Source organism: Pseudovibrio sp. WM33 (genome assembly GCF_001623165.1).
In the GTDB taxonomy this organism is placed as follows: domain Bacteria; phylum Pseudomonadota; class Alphaproteobacteria; order Rhizobiales; family Stappiaceae; genus Pseudovibrio.
In genome coordinates, this window is the sequence record NZ_LMCK01000121.1 from 1,441 (window position 1) to 25,426 (window position 23,986).

A 23,986-nucleotide genomic window follows, 5' to 3' on the forward strand; every position below is an offset into this window, starting at 1 on the left:
GCTAACTCAAGCAGGGCCTGCCCCTCTTTCAAAGAAAGAACAAACGGCTTTTCTGAGTAGACGTGTTTGCCAGCCTCGAGTATCCGACAGCTGATTTCGAAGTGGGCTGCTGGAATTGTAAGATTGACGATTATATCGATATCGTCGGCAGCCAATAGCTCCTCAACGGTGTAGGCCTGCACTCCGAATTCGGCAGCTCTAGCATGTGCGGCATCCATATTGATGTCTGCCAATGCCTTCAGGTCCAACCCATGAAACAGAGGGCCAAGCGTAAGGTAGGTTTCCGATATATTACCGCACCCGATAATGCCAATACCAAGCTTTTCTAACATCAAACACCTTCCAGCATTTTGAGTGAGTTCAAAGAGCGTTGTGCAAAGCGGGCAAAGTCACTCGGGTTGTCATGTTCCATGACATAAACACAAGCACTGCTTTTCTCTTGTAAAACTGAGAGGATTTGGCGCCACTGTACAGTGCCGAAACCAACGTCTGCCCAGCCATCTTCATCGGCACATTCGCCAGTGGCAGCAATGTCTTTGACATGAACAGCCGTGATGCGGCTGCCAAAGCGCTCAACCCATGTTATCGGGTCATGGCCACCTCGGATGATCCACGCAATGTCGGCTTCCCAATCAATCTCAGGCGCCTCAGTGAGGATGATTTCCATTGCTGTGCGCCCATCGTATTCACACTGGAACTCAAAGTCATGATTGTGCCACCCAAAGCTCAGCCCAGCTGCTTGCACTTTTGTGCCGATTGGCGCGAGACGATGAGCAAAAGATATCCAGCCTGCTTCTGTTTGTGGACGTTCTGATGGGGCGAGGAAAGGCGCGAAAATGCGCGTTATTCCAAGATATTTTGCCAGTTCAATATAGCGTGCTGTATCTGCTTCTAGTTCATCAATTCCAAAATGGCCGGAGGGCATGGAAAGGCCGTTGGCATCCAGCATCTGTCGCAAAGCATTGGGATCTTCGTAAACCCCGCCAAAGCCTTCTACTTGGGTGTAGCCCATTTTGGCCAGACCGCTCAAAACCTCAGTCAGTGGCTGAGCATTGCGTGCACTATAAAGCTGAAGGGAAAAATCCATTGTGATCAATTTCCTGCGTTTAGAGACGTAATTCAGATATCTTGTCAAACAAAGAGGCTTTAACCGGGTCAAAGCCGATAGGCAGGCGGTCACCCACATTGACAGTGGCTTGTCCGTCCATACGGAAATGGAAGGGTTGATTGTCCAGCGAGGTCCACACCAGCGTATCTGATCCCATGGGCTCCACAACTTCGACTGATATGTCGGAGTTAAATGGTTGCTCCTGAGCTGCATTCCCCACGTGAACATGCTCTGGACGGATGCCAAGATAAATTGGTCTGTTGTCTTCTGCTCTGGTTTTGAAGTTGTAGCGGCCTAGCGCAATATCCAGGTTATTTGATGTGAAACTGGGCTGTTCATCAATGCCATATGCACCATCAAGGAAGTTCATGGCCGGGGAGCCGATGAAGCTCGCCACGTACTTGTTTACCGGTTGATTGTAGATGGTAAACGGGTCTGCGAGCTGTTGAATGACACCGTCGCGCATAATCGCAATGCGGTCTGCTAGTGTCATCGCTTCCACCTGATCGTGCGTTACATAAATCATGGTGTTGCGTAGTTTTTGATGCAAGCGCTTCAGCTCCACACGCAACTCCGCACGCAGCTTCGCGTCCAGATTGGAAAGAGGCTCGTCAAACAAAAAGACATCCACATCACGAACAAGAGCGCGCCCAATGGCAACACGTTGGCGTTGACCGCCGGAAAGTTGCCCCGGCTTGCGGTTTAGCAAGGGCTCGATCTGGAGCATTTGGGCTGCGCGGTTTACCCGGTGCTCGATATCCTCACGAGGCACCTTGGCATTCTTCAAGCCAAACGTCAGGTTTCCACGCACCGTCATTTGCGGGTAGAGCGCATAGGATTGAAACACCATGCCGATGCCTCTGTCTTTCGGCTCAGCCCATGTAACGTTTGTGCCGTTTATGATGATTTGGCCTTCGGAGAGATCCAGTAATCCTGCAATGCAATTCAGCAGGGTAGATTTCCCGCATCCTGATGCACCCAGCAGAACAAGGAACTCCCCCTCAGCGACATCCAAGTTGAGTTGATCGAGAACAGTAGCTTCACCAAATTTTAGCGACAGATCGCGAATGCTGATTGAGCTCACTGTATTATCCTTTCACAGCACCAGCGGCGACGCCGCGTACAAAAAAGCGCCCAGAGAAGAAATAAACAGCCAATGGCACTGCGCCTGTCAGCAAGGTTGCAGCCATGTTGACGTTGTATTCCTTCACACCTTGTGTGGTGTTGACGATGTTGTTGAGCTGAACAGTCATGGGGAAGTTTTTGACCCCCGCAAAGATGACGCCAAATAGGAAATCATTCCAAATTCCAGTGACTTGCAAAATCACCGCAACGACAAAGATCGGAGCAGACATTGGCACCAGCACCTTCAGGAAGATGCCCCAGAACCCAGCGCCATCCACACGAGCAGCTTTAAACAACTCCTCAGGTAAAGCTGCGAAGTAGTTGCGGAACAAGAGTGTCAGAATTGGCATTCCAAAGATGGTGTGAATGAAGATCACGCCTTGAAGAGACCCGAATATGCCCAGCTCTCGGGTAACAATCACAAGCGGATAAAGCATCACTTGGTAAGGAATAAAACTACCGAAGATGAGAATGGTAAAGAACACTTCAGAGCCCTTAAATTTCCAATTGGAAAGGGCGTAACCATTCACAGAGGCGATGGTGATGGACATAATAACGCTTGGGATGGTGATCCTTACGGAATTCCAGAACCCAACTTTCAGCCCTTCACAATATAGACCCGTGCAGGCGGTATCCCAAGCCTTAGCCCAGGGAGCAAATGTAACTTCCATTGGCGGAGCAAAGATGTTGCCAAGACGTATTTCTGGAAGACCTTTAAGGCTTGTCATCATCATCACATAGAGTGGTAGCAAGTAATATACAGCGGCTACCAATAGAACCGAGTAGAGCATTATTCGTGTTGGGTTGATGCGGCGAAGTGGTTTCGCGCCGGATGGTTCCTTTGCGGAGCTCTTACTGGGCTTTGCTCGAGTAATTTCGAAGGATTCAACAGTCATATCAGCCCCTCTACCTCTGTGCTTTCTTCTTGCCGTATTCGAGATAAATCCACGGAATCAAGATGATGAGGACGGTTGTGAGCATGACTGTAGAGGCGGCGAGTGCTTGCCCAACATTGGCTCTGGCGAACATGAAATCATAAACGTATTTGGCGGGCACCTCTGATGCGATGCCTGGACCACCCTGTGTCATCGCAACGACGAGATCGTAAAGCTTAACGATGCCAGCTGCGACAATTACAAGAGTGGTGACCATAACACCGCGCATCATGGGAACGATCACAAACAGGTATGTCTTCCAAACCGGGATTCCATCAATTCTTGCAGCGTTCCAGATCTCCTGGTCAACGCCGCGAATACCAGCCAACATCAACACCATGACGAAGCCAGTTCCTTGCCAGATGCCAGCAATCAGCAAGGCATAAAGCACAGTGCCCCGGTTGGCGATCAGGTCAAAGGTGAAGTTTTCAAAACCCCATGATCGTACAGTCTCCTGAATGCCCAGACTTGGGTTCAAAATCCACTGCCAGACAATGCCGGTAACAATGAATGAGAGAGCAAAGGGATAGAGGTAGATCGTCCGAAATGTATCTTCAAAACGTATTTTCTGGTCGATCAGAGCAGCGAGAATAAACCCGATGACAAATGAGATCAGGAGCGAAAGAACTCCGTAAATCACGATGTTTTCCAGCGAGATCAACCAGCGAGAGGTACGGAACAATCGCTCATATTGTGCAAATCCGACAAACTCGTTGACTGGCAGGGCACGGGACTTGGAAAAGGAATAGATGACTGTCCAGATCGAGCAGCCAAGGAAAACCACAAGTGTTGTGGCAATCATCGGCAATGCAGCAATCTTGGCATTAAGGTTTCGAAATAAAGGGTTTGGCCGTTTGGCGATGGACATTCACACATCTCCGACGCAAGTCAGGTGGGCCGATCCTGAAGACCGACCCTCCAACTGTTTTTAAAGGAGAGGTGCCATTAATCGGCATACTCAATGATTTCGACAAAGCGAGTTTGCGCTTCTTCGACACTCATTTCCGGCGAGCTGAAGAACTCCACCCACAAATCTTCAATTTGACCTTGTGTGTCAGAAGAAAAAGCCTGCTCAGATCCGGGCAAAATATTTTCCGGATTTGCCAGAATGGAGATACCCTTCTTCATGCAAGCATTTGCATCATCAAGATTGATGTCGCCACGGATTGGAAGGGAACCTTTTCGAAGGTTGAAATCGACCTGAACCTGCTTGGAAACCAGCAAGGAAGCCATTTCCAACTGAGCTGCAACGATCTCAGGCTGGTCTCCGTTCGGTTTCGGGAAGAAGAATGAGTCCCCACCGGTATCAAGAACAGGATTAGCGCCCAGACCCGGCAGACAATCATACTCATTACCAGCTGTTTGCCCGGCCAAAGAAAACTCCCCTTGAGCCCAGTCACCCATGATTTGCGCGCCAGCTTTACCAGTGATGACCATGTTTGTTGCATCGTTCCATGCACGGCCAACATAGCCACTGTCGACTAATCCACGTGCGGCAGCAACAGCTTCAAACACCTTTCGCATTTCAGGGCTGCCCGCCGCCTCAACGCTCTTTTGCTCTTTAATTTGCCGGTAAAGGTCAACGCTACCTAGTGCAACCTGAAAGACATTCGCCATGCCGGTGAGCTGCCAGGCCTCACCACCAACGGCCAGAGGCGTAATCCCTGCTTCTTTCAGTTTGGGTGCGGTCTCAATAAACTCTTCCCAATTTGCCGGAACAGCTAAGTTATTGTTTTCATAAACGCCACGGTTCAACCACATCCACTGGAATGAATGAATGTTGACCGGCACGCAGTAGACGCGACCTTCGTAAGTGCAGCTCTCAAGCAGTTTTGCTGGGCGAATGAAATCAGCCCAACCTTCTTTCTCGGCAATCTCAGTAAGATCTGTCATCAGGCCTGCTTTGATCAGGTCTTCAGCATCACGCCCTGTGTTAAGCTGGGTCGCCCCCATTGGATCACCACCAGAAATACGGCTTATGATGATCGGACGAGCATTGCTGCCCCCTGCAATCGCGCTGTCTACCCAATTATGCCCGGCACCTGTGACTGCATCAGCAAACACTTTCACAGCAGCGGCTTCCCCACCAGAAGTCCACCAATGTGTCACTTCCAAATCAGCAGCATAAGCAGAAGAAGCACCGGCGAGCATAGTTGCTGCGGTTAAAAATCCTTTGACCTTAAGCATTGAATTACCCTCCCAATAATTCGAATGATGATCAGGCCTCCCAACCCGATCATGACGTCAATCACAGTAGCTTTATGATAGTTTTATTTTGACTGCAATCGATTACATATATATCGTAGTCAGTGAAAATGCGCTGAGTCAACAGTAATTATTGGCCAGTAACTGTCCATAAATAGTATCGGTCAACGTATGACTTCAAAAGTTGTTACAGTACAGGATGTTGCCATTGTCGCAGGTGTTTCTACAGCTACGGTAAGCAGAGCTCTTAGCAAGCCTGAGAAGGTGAATAAAGCAACTCGAGAAAAGGTGATGGCTGCTGTTCGTGTCACCGGTTATCGCATCAATCAAACTGCTCGAAATTTGAGGAAAAAGGAGGCAGGAGCGGTCGTTGCTCTTGTGCCTAATCTGGGCAATCCGTTTTTTTCTTCAATACTTTCCGGCATTGAAAGTGTGCTCGCCAAAGGGGGACTGAGCTTGTTGGTGGTGGACATACTTCAAACAGGTTTTAAGCGTGAACAAGCCTATGATTACCTGTCGATGAATCAGGCAGATGGTTTGCTGGTGCTGGATGGGACATTGGATCTCACGAACCTAAATGACGGTTCCGTATCCGCAGAATTGCCACCTGTCGTGTACTGCTGTGAGTGGGGCACAGACCCACGTTTCGGATCGGTGCGGGTTGATAATCACCAAGGCTCTCAGTTGGCAGTGAGCCACTTACACACGCTTGGTCACAAAGCCATCGGCTTGGTGAGAGGCCCTGCTGAAAACAGGCTTACAGCCGCCCGTCAGGAAGGGTTTGAGGCAGCTATTTTAAGATATTCTCTGCCACTCCGCGCAGAGTGGTTGATTGAAGGCGGTTTCTCGCTGGAAGCAGGCGTACAGGCAGCACACCAATGGTGCGCACTGGAAGAGCGCCCAACCGCAATGTTCTGCATGAGTGATGAGATTGCCTTTGGGTTCATATCAGAGCTTGACCGACTTGGATTCTCTGTCCCCAAAGATGTCTCCGTCGTCGGCTTTGATGACATCGCAATTGCCGAACGTTTTATCCCCTCACTGACAACGATCCGCCAGCCCAGATTCCGCATTGGGCAGGAAGCCGCCGGTAAGCTGCTACGCCGCATTGCCGGAGAAGTCGAAAACCGTGCCGAGAGCGAAGCTGCTGCACGCCGAACGGTTCTGCCAGTGGAGTTGATTGAAAGGCGAAGCACAGCGCCTGTTAGCGAAAAACAGCGCACCTTGTAACAGCCAAACGCCACAAGGCACTCATATTTAATCCATACAAGCCATTGGAATATTGGGAGATTATGTGATGAAAACGCTCAAAGGTCCCGCGCTTTTTCTAGCGCAGTTTGTCGGAGATGTAGCCCCATTTAACACGCTTGGGTCAATAGCCAAATGGGCTGCTGATCTGGGATACAAAGGCCTGCAGATTCCCAGTTGGGATGAGCGTTTGATTGACCTTGAAAAGGCGGCCACAAGCAAAACCTACTGCGATGAGTTGAAGGGGACTCTAGCTGATCATGGTGTTGTAATCACCGAACTTTCGACCCACCTGCAAGGCCAGTTGATCGCAGTTCACCCCGCCTATGATGTGATGTTTGACGGGTTCGCGCCGCCTCAGGTGCATGGCAACCCTAAGGCGCGGCAGCAATGGGCAGTCTCACAATTGCTTCTGGCGGCTAAAGCCTCGCAAAATCTGGGGCTCACGTCTCATGCCACGTTTTCGGGGGCGTTAGCATGGCCCTATGTCTACCCGTGGCCACAGCGCCCGGCTGGTCTCATTGAGACTGCATTCGAAGAACTCGGTAAGCGTTGGATGCCGATCCTCAATGCCTTTGACAAAGCAAATGTTGACGTGTGCTATGAGATACATCCGGGAGAGGATTTGCATGACGGCGTCACCTTTGAGATGTTCCTGGCTGAAGTGAAAGGCCACTCCCGCGCGAATATTTTGTATGATCCAAGCCACTTTGTGCTGCAGCAACTGGACTACCTCGGCTTCATTGACGTTTATGCCGACCGCATAAAAATGTTCCACGTCAAGGATGCCGAGTTTAATGCATCGCCCAGGCAAGGCGTTTATTCCGGCTATCAGAGCTGGGAGAACCGCACAGGCCGTTTTCGCTCTCTGGGTGATGGTCAGGTGGACTTCAAATCAATTTTCTCCAAGCTTGCCGCTCTCAACTTTGACGGATGGGCCGTGCTGGAATGGGAATGTGCCCTCAAGCACCCTGAGGACGGGGCGAGAGAAGGGGCACAGTTCATAAAAGACCACATTATCCGCGTCACTGAGCGCGCCTTTGATGACTTTGCGGATGCAGGAACGGATGAGGCAGCCAACCGCCGCATTCTTGGCATTTCAGAGCTAAAAAGCGTTCAATAAGCTGACAACCAAATAGGCAGCCGGGATACACAAAATCAGGCTGCATGCCCGGAAAGGCACATTGCGTGGGTGAGCGGGGCTTAGCTCGTTTAAAGTTCAGGTGCGATTATATGAACTTCGGAGCCATTGGGAGTTGAAGGTTCCGTCAAGGCTATGTTGTTTGCACGACTGATGTGAAAAAAGGCAGCCGAGATATCCTGAGTGATCTCGTCATGGAGTACAAATGAAATTCTGCCCGCGTTGAGCAATGCTTTGTTTTCCTGATTAAGGTCATGTGCAATGTAGCTGTCTGGATACATCTTATACTGCTCAAGCATTTGAATAATTGCCCTGTTTCCTCCGCCCATGGAGTACACAGCACATATGTTCTGCTCTTTCTCAAGAATAGAGGCTAGGTCTTTTTCAATTTTATGATCAACTCCAGAACCTCCTGTGGTTTCAACAAATTTCAGGTCTGGACGATTACGTGTGAGCCATGATCGAAAGCTGATTGCGCGTGTTTCTTCACCTTTAAAATGCTCGTGGCTGCGGCTCATCAATATGGTTCCGCCAGCAGAATGCAGCGTCTTTGAGATCAGGTAAGCTGCAGTCTTTCCCGCTTTTGCATTGTCAATCCCAACGTATGTCAGTCGTTCTGAAATCGGAATATCGGTGAACATCGTGAGGACAGGAATATTCCTTTCTGAGAGCGCTTTGATCATGTCTCTGAGTTTTGGCGTGTCACGCAGCTTCAGGCAAACCCCATTACTACCGTGAGTCATAATGCGTTTGAGGTAACTCACGGCCTCAGCCTCTTGCATATGCTCTTGCATGATGAAACGCGGCCGGATGACGACAGGGTTTGATCTGCCAATTTCACTTTCAACAGCGCGCCGTATTTCAGAGGAGAAGCGGTCCGGAGCTTCGACAACAAAGTCGATAAAGAGCTTCTTGCCGCGTGCAGACAATTGCTTTTCCTGCAAGTGCAAATCTGCAATCGCGTTTTGTACTCTGCGGACAGACTGCAGACTTACGTTTGTGCGGCTGTGAAGTACGCGGTCAACCGTTGCTGTACTTAATCCAGCTTGAAGAGCGATTTCTTTAACAGGGAAACGATGCGTCATTGATGGATTCTTGATGGAAATGCATATGGCTGGCAATTCAACATTTTGCTTATTTAAGGCCTGATACATCAAGGAGAGGGACTAAGATGGTCAGTAGCAAACAAATTGATGGATTTTACAGGCAATCGGCCTGTGACTTAAACGAGTTCAAGGCACTCGTGGAACAGGAGCTGTCCGCTGAGATAGTTCCCAACGCCACCCATGTGCAAAGCAATATCCCTATTTACAGCGCAGCGAACCTGCGAAATATGCTTGAAGACACATCCAAGCGCAGAAGTTTGTTGTCAGAGTGGGCTAGTGTTTTGCAAAATACAGCTGGTGTTCTGGTGATTAAAGGAGCAGCAGAAAATATCGCAGCGATAGACGAAGCTACGCAGATATTTGAGAGCATTATTTCTGCTGAGAGATCTTCCGGTAGTGGCGGTGATCATTTTGCAGCAGCTGGTGCGAACGATCGTATCTGGAACAGCCTGCAGAAGCTATGCTTGGCAGATCCATCTGTATTTGCTCGTTACTTTGCCAATCCGCTCATTGACGCGGTCTGTGAGAGCTGGCTGGGTCTGAATTATCAGATGACGACACAGGTCAATCTGGTCCATCCGGGAGGGGCAGCACAGCAAGCGCACAGAGATTATCATCTGGGCTTTCAAACTGCTGAGGTTTGCGAGGATTATCCGGCTCATGTCCATCACCTGTCACCCTACATGACCTTGCAGGGCGCGATTGCTCACTGTGATATGCCCCTTGAAAGCGGACCAACAAAGTTGCTGCCGTTTTCACAAAAATACTTGCCTGGTTATGTGGCGTGGAGGCGAGATGAGTTCCGGGAGTATTTCGAGGCTAACTATGTGCAGCTTCCACTCGAAAAGGGAGATGCGGTTTTCTTCAATCCCGCATTATTCCATGCAGCTGGAGCGAACACCACGACTGATATCCATCGCATGGTGAACTTGCTTCAGGTCTCTTCTGCGTTTGGTCGTGCCATGGAAAGTGTTGACCGGAGTGCTATGTGTTCTAAGGTTTTTCCGGCCCTGAAGCATCTGACTGAGCAAGGGGTGCTATCAGGCAAGCATCTTGACGCGGCGATAGCATGTTGCGGAGAAGGGTACTCGTTCCCAACCAATCTGGATTTGGACCCACCAGTCGGCGGGTTAGCTCCTGAAACTCAGCAAATGCTATTGAAACGCGCGTTGAATGAAGGGATGACCGTGGAAATGTTCACAAAGGAACTGAACAAACAAAGCGCTCACCGGCTACCGTAAAGCCCATTTCCCTAATCGCAGCGATCTTGTTTGTTGACAGTACCGCCATCCGTTTAGCGCACTCAGCCCAGCTGTGAAAGAATCCAATCAAGGAATAACTCAGCGCTGACTTTTGGCGATCACTGGACTTGCTGGTGGCGCTAACCAAGGTTCAGCTGGTTTTTGGTGGGGGGGGGAATGATGGCCTTAGTCGCATTGACGGCTGCTTCGCTCCCCATCTGGCTGTCCGGCGATTAGCTTGGCGTCAAACAAATCACCCTTTGAGATTGCGATCATAAGATCAACCATAACAACGACCTTATGCCGTGGTACTGCGCGGCAAAAGCAGTGTAACTGGAGCAGTCTAAAACAGACAGGCCGTCTTCCCGCATCCACACGTGCAACCAATCGGTGTGAGCGTCCTATCTTGCCATTCAGTTGCGGTGTTGCCTGCTTGATGTAGGCGTCGTGGCTGTTTTGTTGTTTTCCGAGCTGATGTTAATCTCTTTGTTTGAAGCTGCAGACGGCTACTTCAAATCATCAAAATAGTAAATTTAATGCAAGCGGTTGCAATATTGGTAATTGTTAGGTTAGTTTAATCCCGTAGTGATCGGTAGGAAAGATTTGGTGAGTATAGTGTTTATTTGGGTTCTGGTGTTGATATGGCTCCCAAATTCGCTTCATTAATTCTTGCAATCGGTTGCTAACGCAAATGGGAGGAAACTATGAAACAAACTGGTTTACTGGCAGCAGTCGCTGCGTTCACGATGATGGCAACAGCCGTAAGCGCCGACACTATCGGTTTTTCAAGTCCAAATTTTGATGATAATTTCCAGACAGCTCTGCGAGAGGCGGCCAAAGATCGCGCAGAAGAACTTGGGCATTCAATTCAGATCGAAGATGCCCGAGAAGATGTCGGCATGCAGTTGAGCCAAATTCAGAACTTTATTGCCTCTGACGTTGCTGCAATTATCGTAGCTCCGGTAAGTGCAGCAGCGACCCCTCAAATTACCAAAATGGCAGAAGCAGCGGGTATTCCGTTGATCTATGTGAACCGTCGCCCTGCAGATCTGGATGCGCTGGGTGAAAAGGCTGCCTTTGTGGGTTCCGATGAAACCTGGTCGGGCACGCTGGAAGCTTTTGAAGTGTGCAAGCAGGCGGCAGGCACTGGTAAAGCGGTTATGCTGATGGGTATTCTTTCAAACGAAGCTGCTGTTACTCGTTCTGAAGACGTACGCGAAGTCCTGAGCCTCTCCATGTGTAACGGCATCGAGCTTGTTGCGGAGCAGGAAGCCAAATGGCAGCGCACAGAAGCAAACAACGTCGTGTCAAACTGGCTCAGCTCTGGTCTTGAATTCGATATCGTATTTGCCAACAACGACGAGATGGCTCTTGGCGCGGTGCAGGCTCTCAAAGCTGCTGGCGTGAATATGGATGATGTTCTGGTTGCTGGCGTTGATGCAACGGATGACGCTCTTGCTTCCCTGAGTAAAAATGAGCTGGATGTCACTGTCTTCCAGAATGCCAAGGGGCAGGCAACTGGCTCTGTTGATGCTGCTGTGAAAGCTATGAGCGGCGAAGCTCTGCCAAACTGGATCAATATTCCGTTCGAACTGGTCACTCAGGACAATCATAAATCCTACATGAGCCAATAGCAGGCTTTCAGTAAGGGCGCTCCGTGCATCTGTGCGGAGCGCTGCTCGCTTTGCAACTCATAGTCTATTGGCCGCGATGTCGGTTTGACCGATTTTATCTCAGCCCTGGTGAGGAAAAGAACAATGAATGATGCGAGAAAGATCGTCCTGCGAACGCAAGGTCTTTGCAAAAACTATGGTGGAGTGCAAGCTCTGAAAGGTGCAGACTTTGAGCTCCGTGAAGGCGAACACATCGCAATCGTTGGTGATAACGGGGCAGGGAAGTCCACCTTTGTTCGCCAAATCACTGGCGTTGAGCAGCCTTCTTCTGGTCAGATGTTCTTCGACGGAAAGGAGGTCAGCTTCAAAAGCCCTCTGGATGCTCGGGAAGCAGGTATTGAAGCTGTATTTCAGAATCTGGCACTCGCAAACGATCTGGATGTTCCAGCCAACATCTTCCTTGGACGTGAAGAAGTCTATTTCAATCTCGGGCCCTTCAGTTTTCTGAATGAGAAGAAAATGCTGGCGAAAGCCAAAGAAGGCCTTGAGAAGACCGCTGTTAAGATTCCCAACTTGCGCAACGCAATTGGTAAAATGTCCGGTGGTCAGCGCCAGTGCGTTGCAATCTCACGTTCTGCAGCCTTTGCCTCAAAACTCATTATCATGGATGAGCCAACCGCAGCACTTGGGGTTCAGGAAACCACGCAGGTCGAAAACATCATTCGCCGCCTGAAAAAACAAGGTGTTCCGCTGATCCTGATCAGCCACAACTTACGTCAGGTGTTTAATCTTGTAGATCGGATTTTTGTGTTCCGACGCGGTGAGATTGTTGGTGTTGTGGATGCAGACAAGACGGATGGCAACGAAATTGTCTCCCTTATTACAGGTGTGAAAACTGGCGTGCATGAAAACGCCAGCTACATATAATTGGGAGCACGTAGATGAACACTACCGCAATCCGAAAGCTTCCTCAGGAGGCGAGCATTTTGATGGTTTTGATCGGAATTGCCGCGCTTTTTGAGATCCTGGGCTGGATTTTCGTTGGGCAAAGCTTTTTGGCAAACTCTAAGCGGCTCGTTATCATTGTTCTTCAGGTATCTATCATCGGCATCATTGCTGTTGGTGTAACGCAAGTCATCATTACCTCTGGTATCGACTTGTCGGGCGGGTCCGTAGCAGCACTCTCTGCCATGGTGGCAGCGAGCTTTGCGCAGGCGTCTGGCGGCTTTTCCATCTTCTATCCAGGCATTGTAGATCTGCCTGTTATTGTTCCTCTGCTGGCAGGTATCGGGGTTGGGCTACTGGCAGGAAGTATCAACGGAGCCATCACCGCCTATACCGGTGTTCCCCCGTTTATTCCTACACTGGGGATGCTTGTTGCAGCTCGTGGGCTTGCTGTGCTGTATGCAGAAGGCCAGCCAATCTTTGGTTTGACCGAGCAATATACGGCGATTGGGCAAGGGATTAATCCGGTCCTGATTTTCCTCGGTGTTGCTGTGCTCTTTCATATTCTTTTGAAGCACACGGTTTATGGGCGCCGGACTTATGCGATCGGATCCAACGAAGAGGCGGCCCGAATAGTCGGCATCAAAGTAAACCGCCATAAGGTTCTTGTATATTCGATTGCGGGTGGCCTTGCCGGTCTTGCTGGCATAGTTATGAGTGCGCGGGCGACAATGGGCCAGCCTGGCATGGGCTTCATGTACGAGCTGGATGCAATCTCCGCAGCCGTCATTGGCGGAACGTCATTGTTCGGCGGCAAAGGGAAGATTTCGGGGACCGTTATCGGCGTCTTCATTCTCGGCGTTATCACATCAGGTTTCACCTTCCTGCGGATCGATTTTTATTATCAGGAAATCGCCAAGGGCATGATCATCGTTGCTGCCGTTATCGCTGACCAGCGTCGGCAGGCTCGTAAGGCATAGTTCGGAGGCCATCTTGATTAATTCATCATCAACATTAGGCTCAGCCGAAACGCAAAAGTCTCTCCTTCAGCGTCTTCCAAAGGACACGGGTATTCTTCTGGTACTCGTCGGAATCGCCGCAATTTTTGAAGTTTTGGGCTGGTTTGTCGTTGAGCAGACTTTCATCTTCAACGGTCAACGTCTGTTCATCATGATCCTGCAGATGGCAATCATTGGCATTCTTGCTATTGGCGTTGGTCAGATTATCATCATGGCAGGCATCGATCTTTCCGGTGGTTCCATTCTTGGTTTCGCCGGCATCGTAGCGGCCTCTCTGGCACAAAGCTCAGAGTATGCCCGAGCTGTCTATCCAGCACTTACAGATCTGCCGATCATCTTTCCGGTACTCGCAGGCATTGCGGTCGGAGCGCTGCTTGGTTTTGTCAACGGGAGCGTAATTGCCATTACCGCAATTCCGCCGTTTATCGCGACCCTTGGGATGCTTGTCGCAGCGCGTGGCTTGGCGCGTTGGTATACAAGTGGCAAGCAGGTGAGCTTCCTGACTGAGGATTTTGCTATCTTCGGTTCCGGAGCCTGGCCAGTCATAACATTCTTGATTGTTGCTGGCGTCTTCCATGTGCTTTTGAAGTACACGGTTTATGGGCGCCGTACCTATGCAATTGGCTCAAATGAAGATGCAGCCCGTGTTGCAGGCATTGCCGTCAAAAGACACAAAATCCTTGTGTACACCATGGCTGGCGCACTCTACGGCATCGCCTCCATCGTTCAAACCTCGCGCGCAATGACCGCTCAATCTGGCACTGGCCTGATGTTGGAGCTGGATGCAATCTCGGCAGTTGTGATTGGTGGAACCTCTCTCTTCGGAGGTCGTGGTCGCATTATGGGCACCATCATTGGTGTGCTTATTTTGGGTACATTGACGTCAGGATTTACCTTCTTAGGTATCGATGTTTATTACATCAATATCGTGAAAGGTGTTCTGATTGTTGTGGCCGTAGTGGCAGATACTTATCGCCAAAAGCGAGTTGCAGCCTGATGATATGTAAAACTTCGAAGCTGGGAGATCTGCTCCCAGTTTCGAAGGGATAACCAAGTAATAACACCAGAATTTAATTGTGTTTTTTTACTTGGGCCATCATTGATGAACGGATTAATTTGTATCTTCCAGATGCGTGAAAACGAAAAGGCAGAGGATGGCTGTTACGCTAAAAGATGTTGCATTGCGTGCCGGGGTCTCTGCTTCAGCGGTGTCGCGCTCCTTTACGGAAGGTGCAAGCGTTTCTGCAAAAACTCGCCGAAAAGTCGAGAAAGCAGCACAAGAGCTGGGCTACCGACCCAATGTCTTAGCTTCCAGCTTAACAACGCGGCGGACAAAGCTCATTGGTCTGGTTTCCAACAATTTCCATAACCCAGTTTTTCTGCAGGTCTTTGATCTGTTTACGCAGTCATTGCAGGCAAAAGGGCTCAGGCCTCTTCTCGTAAACCTTTCAGGTGAGGTTGATCCGGCTAAATCACTCGATATGCTTCTGCAATACAGCGTTGATGGGGTAATTGTAGCGTCTTCCACTCTCCCTCCTGATTTTGCTGAATCATTCCGGCATGCAAAAATTCCGGTTGTGCATTCCTTTGGGCGATGCAGTGCGACGCCGACTGTGCACACCGTAGGCATTGATAACCGTTACGCCGGTGAGTTGGCTGCGGAGCTCTTGCTCTCTAAAGGGTATGAGCATATTGGATTTTTGGGTGGGCCGGAAAATGCGTCATCTACGCAGGATCGCCTCTTCGGCTTTCAACGAGTTCTCGCTGAGCATCCTAGTGTAAAATTATCCGTCAATTTTGCGGAGGATTACTCTTATGATGCAGGCAGGAAAGCGATGCAGAGCATCTTGCTGAAAGACCGCGCTAACGCTTATTTTTGTGGTGATGACGTGCTTACTATCGGAGCATTGAGTGCCGCGCAGACCGCTGGTCTAAAAGTACCGGAAGAAATAGGCTTTATTGGCTTCAACAACATGGAAATGGCAGGTTGGGCAAATATCAATCTGACAACCATCCATCAACCTGTTCAGCAAATCATTTCATCCTCTGTTGAGCTGCTTGTTGACTGCCTGGAAGATCCAGATCGGATTCCTGAAACACGTATGTTTCCATGCCGTGTGGTTGAACGTGGAACACTTTTACTAAAGGCCGCTTAGTTGCTGGCAAATACTAGGGGCGCCTACAAAAAAGGGGCCAGTAAGTATACGGCCCCTTTTCAAAAGTGTTACTTCAGCAGGGCTGGGACTGCGTCTTGCCATGCACCAGCTGCATGCGCTGACTTTACTGCCGCATAAACACTTGCCATAGACCGCAAACCATCTTCACAGCTTGGGAATAGGAAAGCTGATCCCTCAGAAGATCCGCTGGCTTTGTCCGCGTGGATCATCTCTGCAAGGTCGCAATAGATATTTGCAAAGGCCAGGGGCATGCCTTCGGAGTGGCCAATTGTTACGCGCGATGCGTTTTGGGCTGCATTATACAAGTCGCCAGCACCGCGCTCGATGATCTGGGTGCGACCATTCAATGGTGTGTAGTACAACTGGTTGGGGTGTTCCTGTTGCCAGGCCAAACCACCTTTTTCACCAAACACTTGCAAGCTCAGGCCATGCATACGCCCCACGGCAACTGCTGATGTCCAGAGCCGCCCGACTGCACCACCATCCATTCGGAAGTTGATCATTGCGTCATCTTCCAGTTCGCGGCTGGCAATAGTCGATGCAAAGTCAGCTGAGACAGTCGATACTTCCTGCCCGGTTACAAAACAGGCCATATGCAGCGCGTGGATACCTGCATCAGCTAGCACAGCAGAAACGCCAGCAGCAGCAGGGTCGTAGCGCCAGCGAACGCGTGGATTATCGGCATCAGCTGCGTCGGCGTGGAAACCATGCGCGAACTCTGCTTTTACAAGGCGAACTTCACCCAGTTCACCTGCGGCAATCATTTCTCTCATCTGGCGAACCAAAGAAAATCCTGAATAGCCAAAGTTTACTGCACACTTTTTGCCAGTCCGGCGACTGATCTTTACGATCTCTTCGCCTTCTTCGACAGTCATGGTCATCGGCTTTTCACACAGCACATGAAAGCCACCTTCGAGGAAGGCTTTGGTGATCTCAAAGTGCGTTGCGTTTGGTGTTGCAATAGTCACAAGATCAACTTTGTCACTGCGCGTTTTTTCAACGGCCAGCATTTCCTGCCAATCACCATAAGCCCGGTCTTCTGCAATACCCAGCGACTGAGCAAACATGCGCCCTTTTGCTGCATCTGCATCCAGAGCGCCCGCCGCCAGCTGAAACAAACCGTCAACGGATGCCCCTAGACGGTGAGCAGGACCAATCTGGCTTCCTTCGCCGCCTCCAATCAGACCCCAGTTTAATTTAGTCATGATGTTTCCTCAGTGAAAGCCAATGGATTCCAAGTAGTTACGATTGTGTTTAGCATCATCAATCGGAGATGTGTCACCTTGTGGGTCGCAGTCTTGCTCAACCGTACACCAGCCTTCAAAGCCTGCCTGGCGCAGTTTTTCAAGCACTGCTGGGAAATTCACTTCTCCCTCACCAAGGGTACAGAAAATCCCTTGAGCGCATGCGTCGTAAAAACCAATCCTGTTGGTTATAACCTCTGCCTTTACCGATGCCGATGTATCTTTGAAGTGCATGTAAGAAATGCGGTCCATATGGCGGTCCATGAATGCAACCGGATCAAAGCCAGCATATGTAGAGTGGCCAGTATCTAAACAGATTTTTAGTAACTCGGGATCGGTTTCAGCCAGGAGGCGCTCTAACTCACTCTCGAAGTCCATAAAGCCTGCGGCATGCGCGTGGATGCCGACTGTAAGGCCGTATTCTTCGGCCCCCATACGCGCAACTGTCATGATACGCTCTTTGAATGCAGTCCACTCCTGCAGATCCATTTGCTCGGCTTCACTCGCACGTCCGGCAGTTGGCGCCCTCCGTGGGGAAATCGAGTCAATCAACACAAGATGCTCGGCACCATGAGCCTTCAGGGCTTCGCAGGTCCGCTTCGCGCCATCCCAAACATCCTCCCATGCTTTCGGATCATGAAATGGCCGGAAAACGACACCCCCAACCAGTTCCAGATCCCGCTTCACAAGCGCATCCTTCAGCACTGCCGGGTCCTCTGGCATATAACCAATCGGCCCAAGTTCGATGCCCTTGTAGCCCGCGGCGGCACATTGATCGAGAACGCTTTCCCAGCTCGGGTTACGTGCATCATCTGCGAACTCTACCCCCCATGAGCAGGGCGCATTACCAATTCTAATTCCCACGTTTCATCCCTTTGTTGTACTTAGAGCGATGTTGCTAATCTACTGGTGCCATCATGCTGCTGTGGCGGACTTATGTTCAGGCCGGAGGAGGGGTATGGAAAATTGAAAGCGGTTTCAATATGATTTGCCACAGCATTGACCAGACTGAAACTATATCGAACGTAAGGCCCTCTCATCTGAAAACCTGCAGCCTTTCTTCAAGCCCGAACCTCTGGAGAACATGAAGTCGCGCAAACGACGTGTTCACATATGAACGGGCAAAAAAATCATTCTACACTCGATATAAACGCTATTTTGCCCCTCTTACTGCGAACAGGTAGGTGTAACCCCTCCGAGAAATCCTAAGATCTGATCGCGAGAAAGATGCGGATAGTTCAGCGCAATCTCATAGATCTCTCACCTGTAGTTACCTCTCATCAGCGCAGTTCCAGTTGGGTCAAAATACATCTCCCAGAAAAGATTTGTTGCAACCGGTTGCAAAATAGGTATCCTTCAAAAATACCACGGCGTCAATAGACGAGTTGATGGGACCGCGAATTGTGGCGGAACAAGGCGACAATTGCAGGCGGAAGGAAATAGGGACACCATGACCACAAAAAGTGAAATCACCACTGGCACAATCCGTTTGACTATGGCGCAGGCGATCATCCGGTATCTTGCAAACCAGTACATAAGTATTGACGGTGACGAAGTGCTGCTCTGCGGAGGTGGGTTCGGAATTTTTGGTCACGGCAATGTGTCATGCTTGGGCGAGGCACTATATGAGCATCGCGATACACTTCCGCTTTATCGAGGTCAAAATGAACAGGGCATGGGCTTTGCTGCTGCAGCCTATGCCAAATATCATTTACGTAAGAGATTCATGTTCTGCACGGCTTCAGCTGGACCAGGCACAACAAACCTTGTCACATCAGCTGCGTTGGCACACACAAACAGGCTTCCAATGCTACTGTTATGTGGCGATGCGTTCATCTCAAGATTGCCAGACCCGGTGCTGCAACAGGTTGAGCATTATGGTAATCCGACTGTATCAGTGAATGATGCCTTTCGCGCAGTCTCACGTTACTGGGACCGTATTACACATCCAACGCAGATCATTCAGTCGTTGCCAGCTGCGATAGCGACCATGCTTGACCCGGCAGATTGCGGTCCAGCGTTCTTGGGCCTGCCGCAGGACGTGCAAGGTTGGGCCTATGACTACCCTGTTGCTTTCTTTGAGAAAAAAGTTCACCGCATCCGCCGCCAAGCACCTGATACGAGCGAGCTTGATGACGCGATTGCATTAATTAAATCCGCCGAAAAGCCTGTGATCATAGCGGGAGGTGGCGTGCAATATTCTGACGCAGCGCAGGAGTTGCTTGCGTTTGCTGAGCAGACACAAATTCCGGTTACAGAAACAATAGCGGGCCGTGCAAACCTGCTGTCAGATCACGAGCTGAATTGCGGACCAATCGGCGTAACAGGCTCAAACTCAGCAAATGCAATTGCTGCTGATGCAGACGTGATTATTGCTGTTGGAACACGTTTGCAGGACTTTACCACCGGGTCATGGACCGCTTTCAGAAAAGATGCTCGGTTTGTTTCCCTTAATGCTGCTCGTCATGATGCAAGCAAACACCGTTCGCTCCCTGTCGTGGGTGATGCAAAATTAGGTTTGTCTGCGTTTATTGCATCCTTAAAGCAGTACAAGGCCCCAAAGACATGGACTGCATTTGCGCAACAGGAGAAAGCAGAGTGGCGCTCCTATGTGAAGCACAATGTTGACCCCGCAAATGGACCCAACAGCTATGCGCAGGTCATTGGCGCCGTAAACGACCTATGTGACACCAATGACAGGGTTGTTGCAGCTGCAGGCGGCCTACCTGCCGAAGTCACCGCTAATTGGCAAACCAAAGCCATTGGCTCGGTTGATGTCGAATTCGGCTTCTCATGCATGGGCTACGAGATTGCTGGCGGTTGGGGTGCACGTATCGCTCAATCCGAGAAAGAGCCCGATCAGGATACCATCGTGTTTACTGGTGACGGTTCCTACCTGCTCATGAACTCGGATATCTATTCCTCCGTCCTGACCGAAAAGAAGCTCATTGTCATGGTTTGCGACAATGGTGGCTTTGCCGTGATCAACAAACTTCAGAACAACACCGGCAACACCTCTTTCAACAACCTGATCAAAGATTCACCAACAATTACAAACCCTGTTGCAGTGGATTTTGCTGCGCACGCAAGAGCTCAAGGTGCACTGGCAGAAACCGTAGAGACGATTGAAGAGCTGTGTGAAGCGTTCAAACGGGCAAAGGCAGCAGACCGAACCACGATCATTTCTATTCAGGTCGATCCTTATGAAGGATGGACACAGGAAGGTCATGCATGGTGGGAAGTTGGACTGCCCGAAGTTTCTAACAGTCAGAACGTACGCACCGCACGCGAAGAGTGGGAAGCCGGTCGCATAAACCAGCGTGTGGGTGTGTAATGAACAGACTTTTGCAACAGCTGCAGGGGAAAAGATATCTGGTTGTCGGGCGTGCAGGCATGGACCTCACGCCAGAACCTGCAGGCACATCAATTGAAGATGCGCAAACCATGTCTGTGCATCTGGGCGGATCAGCTGCAAACATTGCAGTCGCCCTGCGCCGGCAAGAGTGCCACGTCTCGTTGCTGACCCGTGTTTCTGACGATGCAATCGGACGTTACTGCGTCAATCAATTGGAGCGGTACGGAATAGTTCACAAGTACGTCACCCCAATTGGCGGAGAATACAGAAACAGCCTTGCGCTCTCGGAAGCACGTTTGCTCGACCATCAGACGACCATTTACCGAAATGGTGCAGCAGATTTTATGATGAGCGAAGCAGATGTAGACGCTGTTGATTTCTCTCAGTTTGATGCAATCGTAACCACAGGAACTTTGCTGGCCTCCGAGCCATCTCGCACAGCGACTTTTTACGCCTTGGAGAAAGCAAAAGCTGAGGGATTGGTTTCGATTTTTGATATCGATTACCGCCCCTACAGTTGGGCATCTGCACAGGAAGCCACAGACATATATAAACGCATGAGCTCACTCTGTGATGTCATTGTAGGGAATGACGAGGAGTTTGGTTTCATGGCTGGGAACATGGCTAATGGCCCGAAGTTTGCCCACGAACTTGCGAACAGATCTGACTGTATCTGCATTTACAAAATGGGCTCGAAAGGCTCAACCACCTACACTGAAAATGAGTCATTTCAGACCGGCATATTCACTGTTTCTGCAGTGAAGCCGACGGGTGCAGGAGATGCATTTCTAGGTGGTTTTCTATCCTCACTTTCAAATGGAAAGACCTTGCAGCAAAGCGTTTTTCGCGGGTCTGCCTGCGCAGCAATTGTGGTGTCCAAGGTTGGCTGTGCAACAGCAATGCCCGATGAAAAAGAGCTGGTTAGGTTTCTGAAACAACACAGCATTTCCGTAGAAGAAACATTGAGTTTGACGAAGGACTAAGCATGCATATCCCTCCATATAATAATCAAAATAAGCCCATCGTAGACGTTGATGATGCCCGCGTTCCGTTAAACTACTTCAACATCGTAAAGCTGAAGCAAGGGGAAGCATTCCACTATCAAGTTCCCGGTTATGAAACTTGCATCGTACCTGCAACTGGCTCGGTAAACGTTGAATGCGAAGGGTTGAACTGGAATGGAATAGGCGGTCGCGGCGTAGATGTTTGGGATGGCGAGCCTGAAGGGGTCTATATCCCGACCGGAGCGAAAACAACAATTGTTTGCGTCAGTGATGCCGCCGAAGTGTTCATCGCTGGAGCGCGATATGACGGTGTTCTGACACCATTTGCGGTGACATCATCTGACCTGGATGTTGTTCAGTACGGCTCAGATGACACGAAAACACATCGTAAAATCAAGCATATACTTGGAACCAAATATCACGATAAAGTTGGCCGTCTCTTGGTTTCCGAACTGTTTACTGTAGGGCAAGGCGGCTGGTCAGGATTTCCTCCTCATAAGCATGACACAGACAATTTGCCTTATGAGACACGGCATGACGAAACTTACAACTTCCGCTTCCGGCCCGGACACGGCTTTGGAATGCAGCTGCTTCAGAAAGAAGATGGGAAAGTCGGGGAAGCCTATCACATCGTAGATGGATCAACTCTTGTTATCGATAAGGGCTACCATCCTTGTGTCGCCGCACCGGGCTATGAAATGTATTACTTCACAATTCTCGGCGGCCTCAGTCAACGTTCACTGGTGCAGCATTTCCAGCCAACGCACGCATATCAGGTCGAAACGATCCCAGGCATCAAAGACATGATCGCCAAGTTTAAGTAGTGATACAGTAATGCCTATTGCAAACCTTAAAGACGTTTTAGCCCCAGCTATGAACAATGGGACAGCACTTGCTGGCTTTGTTGTCTTGGGCTGGGAAGATGCACGTGCATTTGTGGAGGCTGCCGAAGAGATCGGCTGCCCGGTTATTCTGCAGGCAGGTCCTGGATGTCGCGCCCATACTCCATTGGAAGTTCTGGCACCAATGTTTAGAGTTTTAGCCGAAGCAGCCTCTGTGCCAGTGGTTGCTCATCTTGACCATGGCTATGAAGTTGAGGATTGTCTGAAAGCAATAGACCTTGGCTTTACTTCCGTCATGTTTGATGGCTCCAAACTTCCTCTAGAGGAAAACATTCGCCTGATGCAGTCCATCGCTGAAAGCGCTAAGCCATATGGTGTTTCTCTGGAGGGAGAAGTCGGCTTTGTTGGGTATGCTGAGGGCGCTGTGTCCTCAGGGACAAAACCTGAAGAAGCCGCGCAGTTTGCGAAGGAAAGTAATGCCGATGCGCTCGCAATCTCTGTCGGTAATGTGCACTTGCAACAAGAAAAAGCAGCAATGATCGATTTCGATCTGGTCCACGCCATTGAAAACGTCACCAACATTCCGCTCGTGCTACACGGAGGCTCTGGAATTCCATCAATAATCAGGCAAAAATTGGCAAAAGAAACAAGGATCTGCAAATTCAACATTGGTACTGAAGTTCGCATGGCTTTCGGACAGTCGCTTCGGAAAAGTCTGAATGAGGACGCACAGATTTTTGACCGGATAAAACTCCTGACGCAAGCAGAAGAAAGCGTCAAACAGGCAGCTAAGAAAGTCATGCTGGATATAAGTATGGCATAGCATGTCTCGGTCTCGAGCAGATAAGCTCTCAAGAGGGGGGATTAGCCTCATAGGCGCTAACTTAAGGCGTTACGTTGCGGTATTCGTTGAATTTTTCGCTTTCTCGGAGGCTCGCATATGCTTTGCCAAAAGCGACAGGGGTTGGCGGTGATGCGGGTCAGATCCCAGGCTCCCTGAATGGCTGAAATGAAGGCTTGAATGATCAGCTTGTGTAACCTCCATCTGGACGGATAACGTTGCTTTGAACTCTCTTCTTGAGGAGAATGAGTCATGAATTCTTCACTTTGACGCTCAATCAGCAAAGCTAAGATGAGATGTGACAACAACCAGGTTCTGGCAAGAGCTGGGTTCTTTGTAGGCAGACGGTCGATATGGATGAGGCTTTTAAGGCGCTTGAAGGCGAGCTCAATCTGCCAGCGAACCCTGTAGAGCGCGGCAATGCTGGCAGCGTCAAACTGATCTTCTGGAAAGGATATCAACAACAACATGTATTCAGCGGCGATGAGTGAGGCGGGGTTCAATTTTCTACATTTCCTGCTTGCTGTTCGGCGCAGGCGTTTTCGTTCTTGGTCTGTGGCTTCAGGCGGTTTGCGCAGGATGATCAGGTGGGCGGGAATATCTCGATCCTTTGAGTTTCCCAAAATAGTAACCTGCCGATCAACTGGCCTGTCATAGTCAGCTTCAGGCAGTACGGTCAACAGGTCAAACGGCGCGTCATCGGGTTGGCGCAAACGAACCTTGCGCCAACCGGTGCGCACAAGAAAATCCCCTCCTTCCCTGAGGATGTGATGAAGTCCGTTCGCTTGAGCATAGCCCCTGATCAGCCCCACTTGAGTGGTCCGGTTTGAAAGTTAG

21 protein-coding genes and 1 pseudogene are annotated in these 23,986 nt (G+C 50.0%); 12 read left to right on the forward strand and 10 right to left on the reverse strand.

The features are described from left to right. The 6 genes and pseudogenes from PsWM33_RS28525 to PsWM33_RS21070 all read right to left on the reverse strand — a co-directional run. Nucleotides 1-332, reverse strand: a pseudogene (locus tag PsWM33_RS28525) (Gfo/Idh/MocA family protein); the annotation flags it as partial. Further along, nucleotides 332-1,087, reverse strand: coding sequence for a sugar phosphate isomerase/epimerase family protein (locus PsWM33_RS21050; protein WP_063301533.1), 756 nt, complete (start codon nucleotides 1,085-1,087; stop codon nucleotides 332-334). The pseudogene PsWM33_RS28525 and the gene PsWM33_RS21050, both read right to left, overlap by 1 nt. A gap of 19 nt (nucleotides 1,088-1,106) precedes the next feature. Continuing rightward, nucleotides 1,107-2,192 (reverse strand): ABC transporter ATP-binding protein, encoded by a 1,086-nt coding sequence (locus tag PsWM33_RS21055; protein WP_063301534.1) that lies wholly within the window; start codon nucleotides 2,190-2,192, stop codon nucleotides 1,107-1,109. A 4-nt stretch (nucleotides 2,193-2,196) separates the two neighbouring features. After that, complete coding sequence (locus tag PsWM33_RS21060; RefSeq protein ID WP_063301535.1) at nucleotides 2,197-3,129, reverse strand: carbohydrate ABC transporter permease; 933 nt, start codon at nucleotides 3,127-3,129, stop codon at nucleotides 2,197-2,199. A 10-nt stretch (nucleotides 3,130-3,139) separates the two neighbouring features. Beyond that, nucleotides 3,140-4,036 (reverse strand): carbohydrate ABC transporter permease, encoded by an 897-nt coding sequence (locus PsWM33_RS21065; protein WP_063301536.1) that lies wholly within the window; start codon nucleotides 4,034-4,036, stop codon nucleotides 3,140-3,142. A 77-nt stretch (nucleotides 4,037-4,113) separates the two neighbouring features. Further along, complete coding sequence (locus tag PsWM33_RS21070) at nucleotides 4,114-5,355, reverse strand: ABC transporter substrate-binding protein (protein WP_063301537.1); 1,242 nt, start codon at nucleotides 5,353-5,355, stop codon at nucleotides 4,114-4,116. 189 nt (nucleotides 5,356-5,544) lie between these two features. On the opposite strand from PsWM33_RS21070, the gene PsWM33_RS21075 reads away from it, so the two are divergent. Together PsWM33_RS21075 and PsWM33_RS21080 are read left to right on the forward strand one after the other, a co-directional pair. Beyond that, nucleotides 5,545-6,603: a LacI family DNA-binding transcriptional regulator gene (locus tag PsWM33_RS21075; RefSeq protein WP_063301538.1), complete on the forward strand. Its 1,059-nt coding sequence runs from the start codon at nucleotides 5,545-5,547 to the stop codon at nucleotides 6,601-6,603. A 67-nt stretch (nucleotides 6,604-6,670) separates the two neighbouring features. Further along, nucleotides 6,671-7,744 (forward strand): sugar phosphate isomerase/epimerase family protein, encoded by a 1,074-nt coding sequence (locus tag PsWM33_RS21080; RefSeq protein WP_063301539.1) that lies wholly within the window; start codon nucleotides 6,671-6,673, stop codon nucleotides 7,742-7,744. A gap of 89 nt (nucleotides 7,745-7,833) precedes the next feature. Here the strand turns inward: PsWM33_RS21080 and PsWM33_RS21085 are convergent, their stop codons facing one another. After that, nucleotides 7,834-8,847: a LacI family DNA-binding transcriptional regulator gene (locus PsWM33_RS21085; RefSeq protein ID WP_063301540.1), complete on the reverse strand. Its 1,014-nt coding sequence runs from the start codon at nucleotides 8,845-8,847 to the stop codon at nucleotides 7,834-7,836. An 86-nt stretch (nucleotides 8,848-8,933) separates the two neighbouring features. Between PsWM33_RS21085 and PsWM33_RS21090 the strand changes: the two genes are divergently transcribed. From PsWM33_RS21090 to PsWM33_RS21115, 6 genes are all read left to right on the forward strand, one after another. Continuing rightward, complete coding sequence (locus tag PsWM33_RS21090; protein WP_063301541.1) at nucleotides 8,934-10,109, forward strand: phytanoyl-CoA dioxygenase family protein; 1,176 nt, start codon at nucleotides 8,934-8,936, stop codon at nucleotides 10,107-10,109. Nucleotides 10,110-10,813: 704 nt separating this feature from the next. Continuing rightward, nucleotides 10,814-11,743: a substrate-binding domain-containing protein gene (locus PsWM33_RS21095; RefSeq protein WP_063301542.1), complete on the forward strand. Its 930-nt coding sequence runs from the start codon at nucleotides 10,814-10,816 to the stop codon at nucleotides 11,741-11,743. 123 nt (nucleotides 11,744-11,866) lie between these two features. Continuing rightward, nucleotides 11,867-12,649: an ATP-binding cassette domain-containing protein gene (locus PsWM33_RS21100; RefSeq protein WP_057465081.1), complete on the forward strand. Its 783-nt coding sequence runs from the start codon at nucleotides 11,867-11,869 to the stop codon at nucleotides 12,647-12,649. 14 nt (nucleotides 12,650-12,663) lie between these two features. Beyond that, the gene (locus PsWM33_RS21105; RefSeq protein ID WP_057465082.1) at nucleotides 12,664-13,647 is read left to right on the forward strand and encodes an ABC transporter permease; all 984 of its coding nucleotides are present in this window, start codon (nucleotides 12,664-12,666) and stop codon (nucleotides 13,645-13,647) included. Nucleotides 13,648-13,660: 13 nt separating this feature from the next. Further along, nucleotides 13,661-14,683 (forward strand): ABC transporter permease, encoded by a 1,023-nt coding sequence (locus PsWM33_RS21110; protein WP_446737455.1) that lies wholly within the window; start codon nucleotides 13,661-13,663, stop codon nucleotides 14,681-14,683. Between the two features lie 157 nt (nucleotides 14,684-14,840). Next, the gene (locus PsWM33_RS21115; protein WP_063301543.1) at nucleotides 14,841-15,842 is read left to right on the forward strand and encodes a LacI family DNA-binding transcriptional regulator; all 1,002 of its coding nucleotides are present in this window, start codon (nucleotides 14,841-14,843) and stop codon (nucleotides 15,840-15,842) included. A gap of 68 nt (nucleotides 15,843-15,910) precedes the next feature. On the opposite strand, the gene PsWM33_RS21120 is transcribed toward PsWM33_RS21115, so the two are convergent. Then, nucleotides 15,911-17,068, reverse strand: coding sequence for a Gfo/Idh/MocA family protein (locus PsWM33_RS21120; protein ID WP_063301544.1), 1,158 nt, complete (start codon nucleotides 17,066-17,068; stop codon nucleotides 15,911-15,913). A gap of 9 nt (nucleotides 17,069-17,077) precedes the next feature. Next, nucleotides 17,078-17,971 (reverse strand): sugar phosphate isomerase/epimerase family protein, encoded by an 894-nt coding sequence (locus PsWM33_RS21125; protein ID WP_063301545.1) that lies wholly within the window; start codon nucleotides 17,969-17,971, stop codon nucleotides 17,078-17,080. Between the two features lie 586 nt (nucleotides 17,972-18,557). Here PsWM33_RS21125 and iolD point away from each other — a divergent pair. Genes iolD through PsWM33_RS21145 form a run of 4 tightly spaced genes read left to right on the forward strand, consistent with a single transcriptional unit; the run spans nucleotide 18,558 to nucleotide 23,131 of the window. Continuing rightward, entirely contained in the window at nucleotides 18,558-20,441 is a 1,884-nt protein-coding gene (gene iolD / locus PsWM33_RS21130) for a 3D-(3,5/4)-trihydroxycyclohexane-1,2-dione acylhydrolase (decyclizing) (protein WP_193778443.1), read from the forward strand. Continuing rightward, nucleotides 20,441-21,445, forward strand: a complete 1,005-nt coding sequence (gene iolC / locus PsWM33_RS21135; protein ID WP_063301546.1) for a 5-dehydro-2-deoxygluconokinase — start codon at nucleotides 20,441-20,443, stop codon at nucleotides 21,443-21,445. Before iolD ends, iolC begins: the two co-directional genes overlap by 1 nt. A gap of 2 nt (nucleotides 21,446-21,447) precedes the next feature. After that, a complete protein-coding gene (locus tag PsWM33_RS21140; protein WP_057465087.1) occupies nucleotides 21,448-22,290 on the forward strand; it encodes a 5-deoxy-glucuronate isomerase in 843 nt (280 codons plus the stop codon). Between the two features lie 10 nt (nucleotides 22,291-22,300). After that, nucleotides 22,301-23,131 carry a class II fructose-bisphosphate aldolase gene (locus tag PsWM33_RS21145; protein WP_063301547.1) on the forward strand — a complete coding sequence of 277 codons (831 nt, stop codon included), beginning with the start codon at nucleotides 22,301-22,303 and terminating at the stop codon, nucleotides 23,129-23,131. Between the two features lie 56 nt (nucleotides 23,132-23,187). Here the strand turns inward: PsWM33_RS21145 and PsWM33_RS21150 are convergent, their stop codons facing one another. Then, the gene (locus PsWM33_RS21150; protein WP_063301548.1) at nucleotides 23,188-23,961 is read right to left on the reverse strand and encodes a transposase; all 774 of its coding nucleotides are present in this window, start codon (nucleotides 23,959-23,961) and stop codon (nucleotides 23,188-23,190) included. Nucleotides 23,962-23,986: the final 25 nt, after the last annotated feature.

What these genes read in the sequence shown, in the direction of transcription:
- PsWM33_RS21050 (WP_063301533.1), bottom strand. Translation starts at nt 1,087, where the DNA reads ATGGATTTTTCCCTTCAGCTTTATAGTGCACGCAATGCTCAGCCACTG.
- PsWM33_RS21060 (WP_063301535.1), bottom strand. Translation starts at nt 3,129, where the DNA reads ATGACTGTTGAATCCTTCGAAATTACTCGAGCAAAGCCCAGTAAGAGC.
- PsWM33_RS21065 (WP_063301536.1), bottom strand. Translation starts at nt 4,036, where the DNA reads ATGTCCATCGCCAAACGGCCAAACCCTTTATTTCGAAACCTTAATGCC.
- PsWM33_RS21070 (WP_063301537.1), bottom strand. Translation starts at nt 5,355, where the DNA reads ATGCTTAAGGTCAAAGGATTTTTAACCGCAGCAACTATGCTCGCCGGT.
- PsWM33_RS21075 (WP_063301538.1), top strand. Translation starts at nt 5,545, where the DNA reads ATGACTTCAAAAGTTGTTACAGTACAGGATGTTGCCATTGTCGCAGGT.
- PsWM33_RS21080 (WP_063301539.1), top strand. Translation starts at nt 6,671, where the DNA reads ATGAAAACGCTCAAAGGTCCCGCGCTTTTTCTAGCGCAGTTTGTCGGA.
- PsWM33_RS21085 (WP_063301540.1), bottom strand. Translation starts at nt 8,847, where the DNA reads ATGACGCATCGTTTCCCTGTTAAAGAAATCGCTCTTCAAGCTGGATTA.
- PsWM33_RS21090 (WP_063301541.1), top strand. Translation starts at nt 8,934, where the DNA reads ATGGTCAGTAGCAAACAAATTGATGGATTTTACAGGCAATCGGCCTGT.
- PsWM33_RS21095 (WP_063301542.1), top strand. Translation starts at nt 10,814, where the DNA reads ATGAAACAAACTGGTTTACTGGCAGCAGTCGCTGCGTTCACGATGATG.
- PsWM33_RS21100 (WP_057465081.1), top strand. Translation starts at nt 11,867, where the DNA reads ATGAATGATGCGAGAAAGATCGTCCTGCGAACGCAAGGTCTTTGCAAA.
- PsWM33_RS21105 (WP_057465082.1), top strand. Translation starts at nt 12,664, where the DNA reads ATGAACACTACCGCAATCCGAAAGCTTCCTCAGGAGGCGAGCATTTTG.
- PsWM33_RS21115 (WP_063301543.1), top strand. Translation starts at nt 14,841, where the DNA reads ATGGCTGTTACGCTAAAAGATGTTGCATTGCGTGCCGGGGTCTCTGCT.
- PsWM33_RS21120 (WP_063301544.1), bottom strand. Translation starts at nt 17,068, where the DNA reads ATGACTAAATTAAACTGGGGTCTGATTGGAGGCGGCGAAGGAAGCCAG.
- iolD (WP_193778443.1), top strand. Translation starts at nt 18,558, where the DNA reads ATGACCACAAAAAGTGAAATCACCACTGGCACAATCCGTTTGACTATG.
- iolC (WP_063301546.1), top strand. Translation starts at nt 20,441, where the DNA reads ATGAACAGACTTTTGCAACAGCTGCAGGGGAAAAGATATCTGGTTGTC.
- PsWM33_RS21140 (WP_057465087.1), top strand. Translation starts at nt 21,448, where the DNA reads ATGCATATCCCTCCATATAATAATCAAAATAAGCCCATCGTAGACGTT.
- PsWM33_RS21145 (WP_063301547.1), top strand. Translation starts at nt 22,301, where the DNA reads ATGCCTATTGCAAACCTTAAAGACGTTTTAGCCCCAGCTATGAACAAT.